This is a genomic window from Legionella moravica DSM 19234 (genome assembly GCF_000423305.1).
In the GTDB taxonomy this organism is placed as follows: Bacteria; Pseudomonadota; Gammaproteobacteria; order Legionellales; family Legionellaceae; genus Legionella; species Legionella moravica.
Genome location: NZ_AUHS01000014.1, coordinates 43,747 through 59,984, shown reverse-complemented (window position 1 = coordinate 59,984; position 16,238 = coordinate 43,747). Strand labels below are relative to the sequence as shown.

The following is a 16,238-nucleotide window of genomic DNA, read 5'->3' as shown; positions in this document are numbered from 1 at the left end:
TGCCCAATGCGTGTTACATTTCAAGTTCTGGCATGGCACCGGGGAGGTGCTTTTTCGTTTTAGTCACATTGGACTTTAATAAAAAAAGCAAAGGCAGCGCACAGAGTACCAGCCACATCATAAAGCGAAAATCCTGTAAATAAGCTAAAGTAGCGGCTTGACGCGTTACTTCGGCATTTAGTGACGCTAAGCCCTGGGCAGTCTTTACATTCATGACTCCTAATTCGCCAGCGTGTCTTAAATTTTGGTTGAATGGGGTGATGAAATTGGCAAAAGCCGCATGATTGGCTTGAATATTTTGAGCTAACTTGGTCATAACGATGGAAATTCCAATGCTGCTCCCTATGTTTCTAAGTAAGCTGAATAAAGGCGTCCCGTCGTTGCGGTATTGTTCAGGTAAAGTTGCAAAGGCCAGTGTAGATAAAGGAACAAAAATAAATCCCAACCCAAATCCTTGAATTATACCGGTATAAACAATTGTGCTGGCGGTGATATCTGTAGTGAATAAAGTCATAAGCCATAATGAATAGCTGGTTAGCACCAATCCAAAAAAAATTTGATAGCGAGAATCCACTTTGCCGGACAATTTACCGACTATCATCATGGCGACCATGGTTCCTATTCCCCTTGGTGCCATAACCAGGCCTATATCGATGATGGGATAACCCATAAGGCTTTGTAAATAAGGCGGAAGTAATGCCATGGTTGCAAGTAAAATAATGCCTATGATAAAAATGAACATGAGCCCGACACTGAAATTACGATCTCGAAACATCCCGGGATCAAGAAAAGGATTTTTAGCCGTTATAATGTGCGCAATGAATAAATAGAGGCACATCAGGGATAAAATACCTTCAATTACGATTTCATTACTGTTTAACCAGTCTAATGATTGCCCCCTGTCCAGAAACAATTGTAATGAACCAATGGCAACAGCCAGGAAAGTAAAGCCCAGCAGGTCAAAATGAGTACCTCGAGTTAATTTATTTTCCTCAAGAAAGGTCGCTAATCCCAGCCATGCCAGCAATCCTATAGGCAAATTAATATAGAACACCCATCGCCAGTTATAATATTCAGTCAACCATCCGCCCAGGGATGGACCGAGTATGGGCCCTATCATGACGCCCATGCCCCAGATGGCCATGGCTGCACCGTGCTGCTTTGGAGGATAGGTATCTAATAATACTGATTGTGACATGGGAACCAGGCTGGCTCCAAAAGCACCCTGGAGCAACCGAAACAGGACAATTTGGTTCAAGCTTTGCGCTGCTCCGCAAAGCATGGAGGCTACTGTAAATCCGACTACAGCCCAGGTAAACATGCGTTTACGGCCAAATTTATTGCTTAAAAATCCAGTCAGAGGCATAAAAATAGCTGCTGCTACAATATAGGAAGTAAGAACCCAGGAAATTTGCTCTTGAGTAGCGCCCATGCCTCCTTGCATATGTGGTAACGCCACATTCGCTATGGTGGTGTCCAATGCTTGCATAATGGTTGCAAGCATTACGAACAGGGTAATAAACACCCTTCGTGACGGGGCATGCGAATGATAGGTCTTTAAAAGATTGGGCATAATGAGTGACTCAGGCTGATTTGTTCTTTGAAGAAGAATGTTCCTGTGTATCGATTTTCACCCATGAACTTAATCCGGAGCGAAGTTGGGGGCTGTCTGGCGTTGTGATTAACTTAATACGGACAGCAACTCTTTGCGCCACTTTAACCCAGTTTCCTGTAGCATTCTGAGCTGGGATAATTGAAAACTCGGAACCTGTAGCAGGACTGATGCTCTCAACGATGCCTTTCCATTTCAGCTTGGGATAGATGTCTATGGTTGCGGTAACGGATTGACCGGGATGAATGTTCGTGAGTTCTTTTTCTGTGAAGTTTGCTTCGATCCAGGGGCGGTCATTAGTGACCAGCGTCATGGTAATGGCCCCGGCCGAAATGAATTGTCCCGGTTTGGGTGGCGAGTTGATGGTACCAGAAATTGGCGCTCGAACCTCTGTATGCTGGAGATCCAGTTTGGCTTGATCCAGTTCTGCTTTCGCTATTAAGTAGGTAGGATGTTTTTCAATCGGTTCATCCACACTGCCCGCCAGAGATTCGGCCAAGCGTTCCAAATCATGTTCTACAGCCATAACTTGTTGTGCTGCAAGTTCAGATCCTTCTTTGGCTTCATCGAGAGTTGACGTGGAAGTGAAATGTTTTGCTGCAAGATCGGATTGACGTTTTTTATTGCGTAAAGAGAAATTATATTTGGTTTGTGCCAAAGCAATTTCTGCCTGTTTGGCATGGTATGCTGCCTTAAGCGCGAGAATATCGATACGAACCTTGGCTAATCGAGATTCTGCCCTGGCTAATGCCACTTGATAAGAAGAAGGATCAAGACGATATAAAAGTTGATCTTTAACTACATGCTGGTTCTCATGAGTGAGTGTTTCTTTAACCACTCCTGAAACCTGGGCACTGATTGGAATCTTATCTGCCTTGACGTATGCATTTTCTGTTTCGACATAACGTCCGCTCATGAAATATAAAATCATGGCAATCAGCACTATTAACGAAGGAACCAACACTAAAAGAATAACTCTTTTGGAAAGAACGTGTTCAACGGGTTTTCTTACAGCTGGCAGAGCCGAGTCTTCTTTCTGGGTGTCTTGCAGTTCATTCATAGGTGGTGATCCTTTATTTCGCAGTAGTTCTATATTCCTGACTCACAGTAATCAGCAGTTAAATCTATGGTGAATCTGAGGTATCATTTATGGATTTTATAATAACAGGTTTTTTATGCAATTCATTGATAAATTAAATACCCCGGGCGAGCATTCTTTGGCTCTTGAGGGATTGGCTGGTCAAATTGAAGCAGTATTAACCGTTCCTGAGAACATTAATACCCCTTATGTTGCCTTTTTAGGACATCCCCATTCCTTGCAAGGGGGTACTATGAATAATAAGGTAGTGACTACTTTGGCCCGGGTTTTTAAGGAACTGGGAATACCTTCATTACGTTTTAACTTCCGGGGGGTAGGGCAGTCGGGTGGCGTTTATGATAATGGTTTGGGTGAGAGTAATGACTTGCTTGAATTGGTTCGCTCGTGGCAAAAAGAGCAACCTGAGATGAAATTGATTTTTGCCGGTTTTTCTTTTGGGTCTTATGTTTGTTATCGAGCGGCAGCTCAGTCGAAACCCAATATATTAATTACGATTGCCCCTCCGGTGCATCATTATGATTATCGAGAATTTGATTCTCAGCCAGAGCCATGGCTCATTGTGCAAGGTGATGCTGATGAGGTAGTCCCCAGTTCTTTAGTAATTGATTTTGCAAAACAATCACAGCCTATTCTTCCTGTGATTGAATTTTCTGAAACAGGACATTTTTTTCACGGAAAATTGGTGGAGCTTAAAATCAGATTAATTGACTGGCTTGGAGACTGGATTCAGACATCATGAATTTAATGAAGCAGTATGAAGCAGCGATTCAACGGGGTGAAATAGAGGATGATCTCAATCAGCGAGAGATTTTGATCCACATGCAACTGCTTGCAGATGAATTAACCCAGGACTCTAAGTCCTGGTTTCAATGGCCACGTAAACGATCAATTAAGGGATTGTATCTCTACGGACCTGTCGGGGTTGGAAAAACTTATTTGGTGGATTTGTTTTATCAATACATCGATGAAAAGAAAAAAGCACGATTTCATTTTCATCATTTTATGCAACAAATTGATTATAAATTAAGGCAATTTCAGGGAAGAAGAGATCCTTTACGTCACATTGCCAAAGAGATTGCCCAATCGACTCGCTTATTATGTTTCGATGAATTTTTGGTTCATGATGTGGCTTATGCAATGATTCTTGCTGAATTGTTTCAAGCATTGAATACTCATGGCGTGATACTGGTTATCTCGTCTAATACGAGTCCTGATGATTTATACTTGAATGGAGTGCATCGAGAGCGATTTTTACCTGCTATAGAGATCATTAAAAACAACTGCGAAGTACTTAAAATCCCAGAAAAAAAAGATTACCGTATTGGGCATCAGCCTTTATTAGACGCTTATTTGTATCCCTTAAATGACCAGACAGAACATGCGATGGAACAACAGTTTCGCTTATTGGTCAAGGAATACACGCTCAATGGTTCAATCGTCATACAGAGCAGGGATATTCCTTATCTTAAACACGGTTCTCAAACAATTTGGTTTTCTTTTGACGTCATTTGTAATTTACCACGAAGCCAACTTGATTATCTGGAGTTGGCAGAGCAGTTTAATACCATTTTCGTCAGTGGCATTCCCTGTTTAACAGTGAATCATACCTTGCAAACTATAATGTTTATTCATTTTATTGACGTAATGTATGATAGAGGTATAAATATTATCATGTCAGCTGAGGTTCCTGTTGAGGAACTGTATGTACAAGGCGAAATGAAGGATACTTTTAAACGCACTTTAAGCCGTTTGATGGAGATGCAGTCGGTTGACTATCTTGCCAGGCATCCTCGTCGAATTGTGCAAAATATGATTTAGGCTGTTGCGTGTAATGGAACCAGTTAATGATTAGCAAGACTCAAGGGTTGATGTATATTTTTTCGCTTAATTGAGAATGATTCTCGATATCATTTGTGGTATAATTATTTTATTAAACTATTTTTTAGTAGTGCATGATGAACATTTCTGAATTAGTGGGTGGAGACAGAGTGCGATTGGTTGATTTTGGCGCCACTGATCTGCAATACAGAAGAAGACTGTTATCCTTGGGAATAACTCGAGGCGTAGAATTTTCTGTTGTACGAATCGCTCCCTTGGGATGCCCTGTCCAAGTTGAGGTGAGGGGAACATCCTTGACGCTTCGCAAAGAAGAAGCGAGTCAATTAGTGTTGGAGCGTCTATGACTCAGGTTTTATTAGTAGGAAACCCAAATTGTGGTAAAACCACCTTATTTAATGCTTTAACCGGAGACTGCCAGCAGGTTGGAAATTGGCCAGGCGTTACCGTTGAAAAGAAGACAGGCGAGTGTTCTGTCGGTACTCATTTAATTGAAATTACCGATTTACCCGGTGTGTATTCTTTGGTGGCAAATGCTCAAGGCATGAGCCAGGATGAGCAGATCGCGGCCCAATCCATAGTCAATTTGGAGTCAGATTGCATCATCAATGTGATTGATGCCAGCCATTTAGAACGACATTTATATTTAACCACGCAAATATTGGAGTTGGGAAAGCCTGTAATTGTGGCTTTGAATATGATGGATATCGCCGAGCAGCGTGGTATTACGATTGATATTAAGGCGCTGGAACAGCAATTAGGATGTCCGGTAATTCCCGTTCAGGCGCATAAAAATATTGGCATACCAGAATTACTCAACATGTTATTATCTGCTCCTGCAGAACTGATACCATTATCCTTACCCTTATCACAACCAGCCCAGCAGGCATTAAACAGCTTAGAAACCCGATTAGTCAGTGAAGGATACAGTCAATCTCTTTCCTATTATTATTCACGCAGACTTGCTGAAGGCGATTCATTACCTGGGCATAAATCCTTGCAAATTGACTGGGACCAAGCAAAAAACAACAATCTTGGTATTGATGTACTCTTGGCAGATGCTCGATACCAGGCTATTCACCAGATTGTTTCGGCTGTTCAACAAAAGAAAAGCGATGCCAGTGAGCATTTTACGGCGAAATTGGACAAAATCGTCTTGCATCGCTTTTGGGCTTTGCCAATATTTTTTGCCATGATGTATTTGATGTTTTTGTTTTCTATCAATATTGGCGGGGCATTTCAGGATTTTTTTGACATAGGAACGGATACTGTTTTTGTTCAGGGCAGTGCTTGGCTGTTGCAGCAAATGCATGCACCGAACTGGATCATTGCTTTAATTGCTAATGGAGTGGGTAAGGGGATTAATACGACCTTAACTTTTATTCCTGTTATCGCATCCATGTTTTTCTTTTTATCTTTGTTGGAAACTTCAGGTTACATGGCAAGAGCTGCATTTGTCGTTGATAAAGCGATGCGAGCCATGGGGCTTCCCGGCAAGTCCTTTGTGCCCATGATTGTTGGTTTCGGTTGTAATGTTCCGGCGATTATGGCAGCACGAACCCTTGATTCCGAGCGAGACCGTTTATTGACCGTTATGATGAGCCCCTTTATGTCGTGCAGTGCTCGATTGGCTATCTATGCTGTTTTTGTTGCTGCATTTTTCCCTTCTGGCGGGCAAAACGTCGTATTTTCTTTGTATTTGATTGGTATTTTAATGGCTGTTTTAACGGGCTTTATTTTGCGTAAAACCACATTAAAAGGTCACTCCTCACCGTTAATCCTGGAATTACCCGCTTATCATAAACCTGCAATGAAGCGTTTGTTAAAAGAAACCTTAATGAGGTTAAAATTCTTTGTCTTTCGGGCTGGAAAACTAATTATTCCAATTTGCGTTATTCTGGGAGGATTGAATGCAATTACTCTTGGTGGTGGAATTAATACCGGTGAGGCCAGTACTGAATCATTACTTTCTATAATGGGACAGTGGATAACTCCCCTGTTTGCCCCGATGGGTATTCATCAGGACAACTGGCCAGCAACAGTAGGTTTATTGACTGGCATGTTAGCTAAAGAAGTAGTCGTGGGCACCTTAAATACACTGTATGCCCAGGTAGGCCATCTAGGGGAAGTGGCCGCCGCTCAATTTGATTTTTGGTCTGGAATTAAGGATGCATTTTGGTCCATTCCGGAGAATTTATCTCAGCTCGGTTCTGCTTTATGGAATCCCGTTTTGGCCAGTGCTGCGGATAGTGAGGTATCCAAATCAGTGTACGGTATGATGTCTCAACGTTTTGATGGACAGGCTGGGGCTTATGCTTATTTGCTTTTCGTTCTTCTTTATATCCCTTGTGTTTCCACTATGGCGGTAATCAGGCAGGAAGCAAACCGGCAACTGATGTGGACTTCCGTAATTTGGTCTTTTGTAGTTGCTTATGCGGTAGCTGTTGTGTTTTATCAACTAACACAATTTTTTGAGCATCCCCAACAAAGCGCTTTATGGATAAGTGCCATGATATCGAGCCTGTTTTTGGTGGTCGTTGTATTTAAATACAGTGGAACAAATATGGAGAAGAATGGTGTTGTTGCAAATTCGTGATTATATTCGTCGAGAGGGTGTTGTCAGCACCCAGCAATTGACCAGAGAATTTCGCCTGGATCTTCCTGCTCTGCAACCCATGCTGGATATATGGCTCAATAAAGGCGCTATCAAAAAATGCCAAGAGAAGGGAGCGTGCCAAAGTTCCTGCTTTAAATGCCGCACCCCTCCTGAATATTATCAGTCGGTTATGTGATGCGCTCTTATCTATCTTGTGAACATACGAGCATTTATCAGGCCATCACATAAGTTATTCGGTGGGTTATAACCTAATTTTACGTGATTTTTACCTTTATTCATCACATCGTTCGTGCTCATTATTCAATTTTGGGCTAATATAAACTTATCTCATTTTATACTTGGGTAAATAGATGGCTGACTCTGAGAATATAGAGAACCCCGGTTTTGCGGAAGTCAGTTTCGATGTTCGCAAATTGGAAGTAACAAATGATTTGAATAATCCAATCACCTTGGTGGAACGTGTTTATCAAATATGGTGGCATTGGGCTGATTTTCATCTTTACATTACTTCTCCTCATATTGAGGCTATCTCTCCACCCATCATCATAAAGCCAGAAACTATTCCAGGATCCAATGATCTTGAATTTGTTTATGACATACACGATTCGGGTCACAAATTATCTACTTCTAAAAGTGAAGATATGTATACCGCCGGGATGTCCATGTGTAAATTATTTTATACCATAGAGAAAATGATTAATATCCTTGTCGAGCGTCTGAAGTCTGGTGGCGTGAGTGTGGAAGATGAAGTTCAGGTAGCCTTCGGTGGTCATGAAATTGCGCAAAGAAAGGCTTTTGAATCCATTATCAATTTAAGCTATAACGTTGTCGTTACTAATTTTGATCCGGGTCAATGGGGCGAGCGTTACTTACAAACTGTGAAACGCATAGCAGATAAAGGGTATGGATATCCATCAGAAGCACCGCGTGATACTTACAAGCAATTACCTAATCCAGCTTCGGCAGGGATATCACGTTAATGCTCTATTTAATTTGTGATGAATTCAGTACTGGTCCATTTATTTATCAGGGCATAACTGCTTTTTAAAAATGCAGGGGCAAGGAATAATGCCGGTATAAAATAGATTAATCGCAATACAATTTGTTGATTGGATATTTTTTTCTCATTCACGGAAGTCAGTTTAAATCGCCAAGCCCTCATTCCCAGAGTTTGTCCCCCAAACCTTAGTGAACCTTGGTAATAAAAAAATGCCGTACTAAGTAACGCGAGTTGATACCAAAGGGTAGACGGCGGAATCGCCTGACCATTGTTTACTATCAGCAACAGGGCGGTAAGGCAAACAAACAATACCAGGACTATGATTGCGTCATAACAAAGAGCCCCCAGATAGCGAATCAAAAACATGGTGTACCTTATATTAAATCTCATTCATGCATGGCTTTTGAACTGTCAGTTATCAATGCCAAACTATCGATATATAATTTACTGATATCTACCCCATTATAATTTTCTGCAGGTACTTGTTCCCATTGTCCTTGTTCGTAAGCGATGACTAAAGACAGTAGTGTTCCCAAAGTGCCTTTTTGGCCTATTAAGGCTTTTTTTATGTCCTCGGCCAAGGTGATTTGATCCATCAGCTCTTGCATGGGTTTATTTAACAAGCAATCCAATATGGATAACAATCCCGCCGTATAAGCGCTTTGACCATTGATGTTCGTGCTGGCCTCAGCCAGTTCTCTTGTCATATAAGCTCTGATAAGCGCTGATTCTAATATCTCTACTGGTTTATTGGAAATATTTTTCATGGAAAACAGCATAACCCAATTTTTCAAATTGATTAAACCAAAACGAGCGATAGCCTGGTCAATCGATTCTATAGTTTGTCCGCCTGAGATTCCAATAGAGTTTGCAACTCTGAGGATTTGATAACTTAACAAGGGATCTGACTGAATTAGCGTTGAAATATCATTAAAATCGCAGTCATCTTTTTGAACCGTCTGAATCAGCTGGATGAGATTCAATTTATTTGCTGCGATGTTGTCATGAACTGTATGGCTTAGTTGAAAAAGAAAATCGCCACAATAATAATCCATGTTCATTGCTTTGCATTTATCGAAACTGGCTGGTTGCGCGATGCCGTATCCGATCACTTTTCGATGCTTTGCCTTACAGTATTGAACAACCCTGTTTACGTCAGATTGAGTCATTAGTTGATCCGTCAGGGCAATATAATCGGCAAAATTAAGCCAAGCCAGTTGTTGTGATGTGTTGATGATTAAGGCAATTGAAAAGACAGACTCTTGTAATTCAGTTACTGAATATATTGATTCGATTTCTTCAGCGGACAATTTTAAAATAACTGGATTTTTTAATGGAGGATCTAATGGCTCCAGAAACACTTTAAAGGCAAAAGGCACAAACAGCGGAAGTTGAGTATCCGAATTGGTAATTAACTCTAAAAGATTGTTGGTTAATTCTTCATTTGATTGTAGATTTTGATAAGATAAAATTTCATAAGCGACACATTTTAAGTGCTGATTAAATATTGGCCTTTTGGTGAGCATTAAGACCTCCAAGTAACTGTTTTGTTTAATAATAGTACCAGTTGGGCCAATTAGCCAGTTGGTTCTGAATTTTACTTACCGACTTAACTTTGCGTGATAAAAACAGAGTGCTATACTTGCTTGCGTGTATTGAAATTTAGCCATTCTAAATTGTACTATCGTCACCTGATTTGAGGTTTTGCAAGAAAATCAGCTTGATAATAATGCAATGATCAGGATAGGAATCATCAATATGGATTAGGATGAGAATAGGCTGATTCGAGTTGTATTTGAGAAGGTGCTATATTTACAACATTTTCTAATGAGGAAGAAACCAATAGTGAACAAGAAGAGACCGGTTAATCTTGATTTAGGTACTTTAAAATTTCCTCCTATGGCGATTGCGTCCATATTGCATAGGATTTCTGGGGTACTATTATTTATACTGTTACCCATCATGTTATATATTCTGGGGCTTTCGCTTCAATCAGAAGAAAGTTTTACCCAAATGAAAAGCATGATTGCAAACCCTTTTTATAAATTAGTGCTGTGGGCTTTTAGCGCGTCACTGGCTTATCATATTCTGGCTGGTATCCGACATATTATAATGGATATGGGGTTTGGCGAACATTTGGCAACAGGCCGACGCACTTCCATTTTAGTTATAGTTCTTTCAGTTATTTTGACAATTATTCTAGGAATCTGGATATGGTAACTAATGTCACTAGCTTAACAGGTAATGGGTTAAAAGATTGGTTGATTCAACGAGTTACTGCGATATATTTTGCAGCCTATTCCATTTTTTTATTGTGTTTTTTGATCAATCACCCAGATTTAAATTTTGAACAATGGCACCTATTGTTCACTAATACGCTGTTTCAAATAGCAACCGGAATTGGGTTGCTGGCATTGTCATTGCATGCCTGGATCGGAATTTGGACAGTGACAACGGACTATATGAAATGTACCGCTTTACGTTTGGCAGTACAAATGGTGGTTGTTCTATGGCTTCTGAGTCAGTTTATCTGGGGCTTAATGATTGTTTGGGGACAATAAGCATGACAATTCCACGTAATACATTTGATGCAGTAATTATTGGCGCTGGTGGTGCTGGAATGCGTGCTGCGCTGCAGTTGGCCAATTCAGGATTAAAAGTAGCGCTGTTATCCAAGGTTTTTCCAACCCGCTCTCACACTGTTTCTGCCCAAGGGGGAATTACTGTAGCCCTGGGAAATTCACACGCTGATGACTGGCGTTGGCATATGTACGATACCGTCAAAGGCGCCGATTATATTGGCGATCAGGATTGTATTGAATACCTGTGTAAAACCGGCCCTGAAGCCGTTTATGAATTAGAGCATATGGGCTTACCCTTTTCACGTATGGAGAGTGGTAAAATCTATCAACGCCAATTTGGTGGTCAATCCAAAAATTTTGGCGGAGAACAGGCTGCACGAACAGCCGCAGCAGCTGACAGAACCGGTCATGCACTACTGCACACTCTGTACCAACAAAATATCAAAGCAAAAACACATGTATTCAGCGAATGGTATGCCCTTGATTTCGTCAAGGATGCTCATGGACGTATTTCGGGCGTTACCGCAATGAATATTGAATCCGGCGAAGTCGTGTTTTTCCAGACCAGAGTCTGCATCCTTGCGACTGGTGGAGCAGGACGAATTTATCAGTCGACAACAAATGCATACATCAATACAGGTGATGGATTTGGAATGGCTCTCAGAGCGGGAATTCCATTACAGGATATGGAAATGTGGCAATTTCATCCGACCGGTATTGCGGGTGCGGGTACTCTGGTTACTGAAGGATGTAGAGGTGAGGGCGGTTATCTGATTAATAAAGATGGGGAACGCTTTATGGAGCGCTATGCTCCTCGAGTAAAAGATTTGGCTTCTCGAGATGTCGTGGCACGATCCATGGCTCTGGAAATAAGAGCCGGTAAAGGGTTTGATCCTAAAGGTATCGATCATGTCAAATTGAAACTGGATCATCTCGGCGCCGATCTGATTATGTCGCGCTTACCTGGTATTCGTGAGTTGTCCATGAAGTTTGCCGGAGTAGATCCGATTCTCGAACCCATTCCAGTCGTTCCTACATGCCATTACAGTATGGGGGGCATACCCACCAATATGCACGGTCAAGTGATCACCAAAACCAACGGTGAAGAACATTTGGTCGAGGGGTTATATGCTGTAGGTGAATGTGCCTGCGTATCCGTTCATGGCGCAAACCGTCTGGGCGGTAACTCATTACTGGATCTGGTGGTATTTGGACGGGCAGCTGGCTTGCATGTTGAAGAGTTATGGCAATCCAACCAATTGCCTGACATGCCTTACATCAGTGAAGACGATATTGCCGCATCAATGGTGCGATATAATCGTTGGGATCAATCAAAAGATGGTGAAAGTCCTGCAATCATTCGTGATGAAATGCAACGCGTCATGCAGGAAGATTTCGGTGTGTTTCGTACTGGTGACGTTATGGCTTCAGGATTAAAGCGATTACAGGCGCTTCGCGATCGATTGGCCCATGCTAAACTGGAAGATAAAAGTCATATCTTTAATACCGAACGAGTTACTGCGTTGGAATTGGACAATTTAATGGCAACTGCCTACGCTACTGCTCAATCGGCTATTGCCCGAACTGAGAGCCGAGGAGCGCACAGCAGGGAAGATTTTCCCGCTCGTGACGATGCGAACTGGATTAAACATACGTTGTATTTTGAGGAAGGCGAGGTACTTGATTATCGTCCGGTGAACACATCACCCAAATACGTTGAGCCCTTTGAACCGAAAGAACGCGTTTATTAAAGAGGATATATAATGACTGATAGTAGAAATGTGACCCTGTCGATATATCGTTATAATCCCGAGGTGGATGACAAACCTTATATGAAAGATTATGAGATAGCGATCCCGGTTAAAAGCGATCCAATGATTCTGACCTTGCTTGAGCGCTTGAAAGCAGAGCAGGATCCCTCAATCACTTATAGACGCTCGTGCAGAGAAGGGGTGTGTGGTTCTGATGGTATGAACATTAATGGAACTAATGGTCTGGCATGTATTACGCATTTATCTCAGCTAAATTCGGATAAAGTCGTCATACGTCCTTTACCCGGGTTCCCGGTGATACGCGATTTGGCCGTTGATATGAGTCAATTTTATCAACAATATGAACGTATAGAGCCCTATTTGCAAAATGATCAAGTGGCTCCCGCTCAGGAACGTTTGCAATCTCCGGAAGAGAGAGCTCAACTGGATGGGCTGTATGAGTGCATTTTATGCGCTTGTTGTACCAGCTCTTGTCCATCTTTCTGGTGGAATCCAGAAAAATTTGTTGGCCCTGCAGGGCTTTTACAGGCAAGACGCTTTTTAGCTGATAGCCGTGACACAGCGACGCAACACCGTTTGGATAAATTACAGGATCCATTCAGTGTATTTCGTTGTAGAACTATTATGAATTGCACGAATGTGTGCCCGAAGGGACTCAATCCATCGCAAGCGATTGCTAAAATTCGCACGCAAATGTTGACACAGGAAACTTGATATAAGAATCATCCCGGAATCGTTTAACCCGTACTGTTTCATTTGGAAACAGTACTTGCCGCTTTGAATGCAGTCAGAACGCTTGGCAACATGGCACAAAATAAATATTTGACCAAGTTGCTAATTCTTTGATTTGTATCAAATAAGCGGGTTAAAAATGACCGGGTAAACCCTTTGGAGAGAACAATGAGCAGTTCCAATCTGCAAAATGAATGGGCTTCTTCCTATTTGTCTGGTGGAAGTATGGCTTACGTAGATAGCCTTTATGAGGATTATCTTGCTGATCCGAATTCGGTATCGGACGATTGGAGGGCAATCTTTAGTGCATTGCCTAAAACCAATGGTGCGGATACTGATGTATCTCATAGAGAAATACGAGAGTACTTTTTGCAGAATGCTGATAAGAAAGTAAGTCATGTCGTTCAGTCCGCTGATAGCCAACAATATCAGGTAGCCAATCTGATCAATGATTTTAGAGCTTTAGGCCATTTGGCTGCGGATCTCGATCCTCTTGGGATGGCAGAACGAACTCATGTTCCTCGGTTGGAACTAGCCTATCACCATCTTGCTGATGTAGATAAAAATCGCTCCTTTTTCGCAGGCACCAGTTTTAACGGGCCAGAAATGCCACTAGCAGAGCTGTACAAAGCACTTCGAGAAACTTATTGCCGTAGTATTGGTATTGAGTACATGCATATTTCCGATACGGAAGAAATTGAGTGGTTGCAACAGCGTATGGAGTCTGTTCGCGGGCGTCCTGTTTATAATTCTGAGAAAAAAGTAACAATTTTAAAAGACTTAATTGCTGCAGATGGTTTAGAGCGCTACTTGGGAACCCGATATGTGGGGCAAAAACGCTTTTCACTCGAAGGTGGTGATTCTTTAATTCCCATGATGAAAGAAATCATTAATAAAGCCGGCACAGATGGGGTTAAGGAAGTTGTGATTGGAATGGCTCACCGAGGCCGTCTAAACGTACTGGTTAACGTTCTGGGTAAAGAACCAGGCCAATTATTTCAGGAGTTTGAAGGAAAAGTTAAGTACGACCGAACTGGTGATGTGAAATACCATCTTGGTTATTCTTCTGATATTAAGACTGAATCAGGAGCTGTTCTGCATTTGGCTTTGGCGTTTAATCCTTCTCATTTGGAAATTATCGGTCCTGTTGTTGAAGGTTCCGTTCGTTCGCGACTGGAGCGACGTAACGATTTATTGAAAAAAGATTCTGTTGTTCCTGTAGTTCTTCATGGTGATGCTGCTTTTGCTGGTCAGGGTGTCGTGATGGAAACCTTTAACTTTTCTCAAGCCAGAGGGTACTCAACCGGTGGAACAATTCACATCGTTATTAATAACCAGATTGGATTTACCACAAGTAATCCATTGGACGCGCGGTCTACTTTATACTGTACTGATGTAGCGAAAATGGTCCAGGCTCCTGTGCTGCATGTTAATGGAGATGATCCTGAAGCGGTGGTATTTGCAACTCAAATCGCATTTGACTTTAGAATGAAGTTCAAGCGAGATGTCGTTATTGATTTAGTCTGTTATAGACGCAACGGCCACAATGAAGCAGATGAACCTGCGGTTACCCAGCCAATGATGTATAAAAAAATTAAATCCATGCGTCCGCTGCGCGAACTGTATGCTGAACGATTAATCAATGCAGGCATACTGACCCAAACTGATGTCAATCAATTTGTTGATTCATACAGAGACATTCTGGATCAAGGTAAAGCAGTAGTTGATGTCGTTCATGAAGATTATGAAGGGAAATATTCCATAGACTGGTCAGCTTATATGAATGCCAAGTGGACGGATAAAGCAGATACCACAATCAGCAAAACCGAGTTACAGACGCTGACAAAGAAGCTTAATGTGATTCCTGAAGGATTTGAGGTGCATCAGGTGGTTCAGCGCTTACTCGCTGAGCGTGAAAAGATGGCCAATGGAGAAATTCCCATGAACTGGGGTTATGCTGAAACCATGGCATACGCCAGCTTATTGCAAGAAGGTTATGGCGTTCGATTATCAGGACAGGATTGCGGTAGAGGTACCTTTGCTCATCGACATGCGGTCTTGCATGATGCGGCAACAGGTGATTCTTTTGTTCCATTGGAACAGATATCTACCGATCCCAAGCGGTCTTTCACTGTAATTGATTCTGTATTATCTGAAGAAGCCGTTTTGGCCTTTGAATACGGTTTTGCCTCATCTGAACCGAACCATTTGGTCATTTGGGAGGCTCAATTTGGTGATTTTGCTAATGGAGCGCAGGTAGTTATAGACCAGTTTATCAGTTCTGGTGAGCAAAAATGGGGACGTTTATGTGGTCTCGTGATGATGTTACCTCATGGTTATGAAGGACAGGGACCTGAGCATTCATCTGCACGTTTAGAGCGCTATATGCAACTATGTGCCCAGCATAATATTCAAGTATGCACTCCAACGACTCCGGCTCAAATATTTCATTTGTTACGCCGGCAGGTAATTCGTAATTTTAGAAAGCCTTTGATTATCATGACTCCAAAGAGTTTATTACGCCATAAATTGGCTGTTTCTCCTTTGGACGATTTAACAACAGGCAAATTTTATACGGTTATTCCTGAAATTGATGATTTGACTGCCTCTAAAGTAACAAAAGTGGTGTTATGTTGCGGTAAGGTCTATTATGATTTATTGCAAATGCGGCGTGAAAAGAAGTTGAATCATATTGCCATAGTACGCATTGAGCAACTGTATCCATTTCCCAAAAAAGCATTATTGGCCGAACTGGACAAATACCCACAAGCCAATGAGGTCGTTTGGTGTCAGGAAGAGCCTCAAAATCAGGGCGTTTGGTTTTCATCTCAGCACAATATGAGAGATTGCTTACGTCCAGAGCAAACATTGCTTTATGCAGGTCGAGAGTTTGCTGCCGCTCCGGCAGTGGGCAGTCCGGCGTTGCATGCTCAACAACAAATTGCTTTGGTTGAGCAGGCTTTATTAGGTAATAAATAAGTTTAAACA

General features: G+C 41.8%; 15 protein-coding genes. 11 read left to right on the top strand and 4 right to left on the bottom strand.

Features of this window, described 5'->3' with window-relative positions; translation table 11 throughout:
- Nucleotides 1-13: 13 nt before the first annotated feature.
- Both G543_RS0103535 and G543_RS0103530 read right to left on the bottom strand, forming a co-directional pair.
- Nucleotides 14-1,573 carry a DHA2 family efflux MFS transporter permease subunit gene (locus G543_RS0103535; RefSeq protein ID WP_028383305.1) on the bottom strand — a complete coding sequence of 520 codons (1,560 nt, stop codon included), beginning with the start codon at nucleotides 1,571-1,573 and terminating at the stop codon, nucleotides 14-16.
- A 10-nt stretch (nucleotides 1,574-1,583) separates the two neighbouring features.
- Nucleotides 1,584-2,672, bottom strand: a complete 1,089-nt coding sequence (locus tag G543_RS0103530) for an HlyD family secretion protein (RefSeq protein WP_028383304.1) — start codon at nucleotides 2,670-2,672, stop codon at nucleotides 1,584-1,586.
- A gap of 115 nt (nucleotides 2,673-2,787) precedes the next feature.
- Between G543_RS0103530 and G543_RS0103525 the strand changes: the two genes are divergently transcribed.
- The 6 genes from G543_RS0103525 (at nucleotide 2,788) to G543_RS0103500 (ending at nucleotide 8,144) form a co-directional block, all read left to right on the top strand.
- Nucleotides 2,788-3,450: an alpha/beta hydrolase gene (locus tag G543_RS0103525; protein ID WP_028383303.1), complete on the top strand. Its 663-nt coding sequence runs from the start codon at nucleotides 2,788-2,790 to the stop codon at nucleotides 3,448-3,450.
- Nucleotides 3,447-4,529: a cell division protein ZapE gene (gene zapE, locus G543_RS0103520; protein ID WP_028383302.1), complete on the top strand. Its 1,083-nt coding sequence runs from the start codon at nucleotides 3,447-3,449 to the stop codon at nucleotides 4,527-4,529. The genes G543_RS0103525 and zapE overlap by 4 nt, the downstream gene beginning before the upstream one ends.
- A gap of 137 nt (nucleotides 4,530-4,666) precedes the next feature.
- Nucleotides 4,667-4,894: a FeoA family protein gene (locus tag G543_RS0103515; protein WP_028383301.1), complete on the top strand. Its 228-nt coding sequence runs from the start codon at nucleotides 4,667-4,669 to the stop codon at nucleotides 4,892-4,894.
- Nucleotides 4,891-7,143: a Fe(2+) transporter permease subunit FeoB gene (feoB, locus tag G543_RS0103510; protein WP_028383300.1), complete on the top strand. Its 2,253-nt coding sequence runs from the start codon at nucleotides 4,891-4,893 to the stop codon at nucleotides 7,141-7,143. Before G543_RS0103515 ends, feoB begins: the two co-directional genes overlap by 4 nt.
- A complete protein-coding gene (locus tag G543_RS0103505; protein ID WP_028383299.1) occupies nucleotides 7,124-7,339 on the top strand; it encodes a FeoC-like transcriptional regulator in 216 nt (71 codons plus the stop codon). The genes feoB and G543_RS0103505 overlap by 20 nt, the downstream gene beginning before the upstream one ends.
- Nucleotides 7,340-7,514: 175 nt before the next feature.
- Complete coding sequence (locus G543_RS0103500) at nucleotides 7,515-8,144, top strand: hypothetical protein (RefSeq protein WP_028383298.1); 630 nt, start codon at nucleotides 7,515-7,517, stop codon at nucleotides 8,142-8,144.
- 8 nt (nucleotides 8,145-8,152) lie between these two features.
- Here G543_RS0103500 and G543_RS0103495 read toward each other — a convergent pair whose 3' ends face one another.
- Nucleotides 8,153-8,530: an RDD family protein gene (locus G543_RS0103495; protein ID WP_028383297.1), complete on the bottom strand. Its 378-nt coding sequence runs from the start codon at nucleotides 8,528-8,530 to the stop codon at nucleotides 8,153-8,155.
- A gap of 20 nt (nucleotides 8,531-8,550) precedes the next feature.
- Nucleotides 8,551-9,690 (bottom strand): EAL and HDOD domain-containing protein, encoded by a 1,140-nt coding sequence (locus tag G543_RS0103490; protein WP_028383296.1) that lies wholly within the window; start codon nucleotides 9,688-9,690, stop codon nucleotides 8,551-8,553.
- Between the two features lie 319 nt (nucleotides 9,691-10,009).
- Here G543_RS0103490 and sdhC point away from each other — a divergent pair, with 319 nt between their 5' ends.
- The 5 genes from sdhC to G543_RS0103465 all read left to right on the top strand — a co-directional run bounded on the left by sdhC (nucleotide 10,010) and on the right by G543_RS0103465 (nucleotide 16,229).
- Nucleotides 10,010-10,384: a succinate dehydrogenase, cytochrome b556 subunit gene (sdhC, locus tag G543_RS0103485; RefSeq protein WP_028383295.1), complete on the top strand. Its 375-nt coding sequence runs from the start codon at nucleotides 10,010-10,012 to the stop codon at nucleotides 10,382-10,384.
- Nucleotides 10,378-10,725: a succinate dehydrogenase, hydrophobic membrane anchor protein gene (sdhD, locus tag G543_RS0103480; RefSeq protein WP_028383294.1), complete on the top strand. Its 348-nt coding sequence runs from the start codon at nucleotides 10,378-10,380 to the stop codon at nucleotides 10,723-10,725. Before sdhC ends, sdhD begins: the two co-directional genes overlap by 7 nt.
- Nucleotides 10,726-10,727: 2 nt before the next feature.
- Complete coding sequence (gene sdhA, locus G543_RS0103475; protein ID WP_028383293.1) at nucleotides 10,728-12,497, top strand: succinate dehydrogenase flavoprotein subunit; 1,770 nt, start codon at nucleotides 10,728-10,730, stop codon at nucleotides 12,495-12,497.
- Between the two features lie 12 nt (nucleotides 12,498-12,509).
- Nucleotides 12,510-13,232: a succinate dehydrogenase iron-sulfur subunit gene (locus tag G543_RS0103470; RefSeq protein WP_028383292.1), complete on the top strand. Its 723-nt coding sequence runs from the start codon at nucleotides 12,510-12,512 to the stop codon at nucleotides 13,230-13,232.
- Between the two features lie 186 nt (nucleotides 13,233-13,418).
- Nucleotides 13,419-16,229 carry a 2-oxoglutarate dehydrogenase E1 component gene (locus G543_RS0103465; RefSeq protein WP_028383291.1) on the top strand — a complete coding sequence of 937 codons (2,811 nt, stop codon included), beginning with the start codon at nucleotides 13,419-13,421 and terminating at the stop codon, nucleotides 16,227-16,229.
- Nucleotides 16,230-16,238 lie beyond the last annotated feature (9 nt).

Coding starts and splice junctions, on each gene's coding strand:
- G543_RS0103535 (WP_028383305.1), bottom strand. CDS start 1,573: ATGCCCAATCTTTTAAAGACCTATCATTCGCATGCCCCGTCACGAAGG.
- G543_RS0103530 (WP_028383304.1), bottom strand. CDS start 2,672: ATGAATGAACTGCAAGACACCCAGAAAGAAGACTCGGCTCTGCCAGCT.
- G543_RS0103525 (WP_028383303.1), top strand. CDS start 2,788: ATGCAATTCATTGATAAATTAAATACCCCGGGCGAGCATTCTTTGGCT.
- zapE (WP_028383302.1), top strand. CDS start 3,447: ATGAATTTAATGAAGCAGTATGAAGCAGCGATTCAACGGGGTGAAATA.
- G543_RS0103515 (WP_028383301.1), top strand. CDS start 4,667: ATGAACATTTCTGAATTAGTGGGTGGAGACAGAGTGCGATTGGTTGAT.
- feoB (WP_028383300.1), top strand. CDS start 4,891: ATGACTCAGGTTTTATTAGTAGGAAACCCAAATTGTGGTAAAACCACC.
- G543_RS0103500 (WP_028383298.1), top strand. CDS start 7,515: ATGGCTGACTCTGAGAATATAGAGAACCCCGGTTTTGCGGAAGTCAGT.
- G543_RS0103495 (WP_028383297.1), bottom strand. CDS start 8,530: ATGTTTTTGATTCGCTATCTGGGGGCTCTTTGTTATGACGCAATCATA.
- G543_RS0103490 (WP_028383296.1), bottom strand. CDS start 9,690: ATGCTCACCAAAAGGCCAATATTTAATCAGCACTTAAAATGTGTCGCT.
- sdhD (WP_028383294.1), top strand. CDS start 10,378: ATGGTAACTAATGTCACTAGCTTAACAGGTAATGGGTTAAAAGATTGG.
- sdhA (WP_028383293.1), top strand. CDS start 10,728: ATGACAATTCCACGTAATACATTTGATGCAGTAATTATTGGCGCTGGT.
- G543_RS0103470 (WP_028383292.1), top strand. CDS start 12,510: ATGACTGATAGTAGAAATGTGACCCTGTCGATATATCGTTATAATCCC.
- G543_RS0103465 (WP_028383291.1), top strand. CDS start 13,419: ATGAGCAGTTCCAATCTGCAAAATGAATGGGCTTCTTCCTATTTGTCT.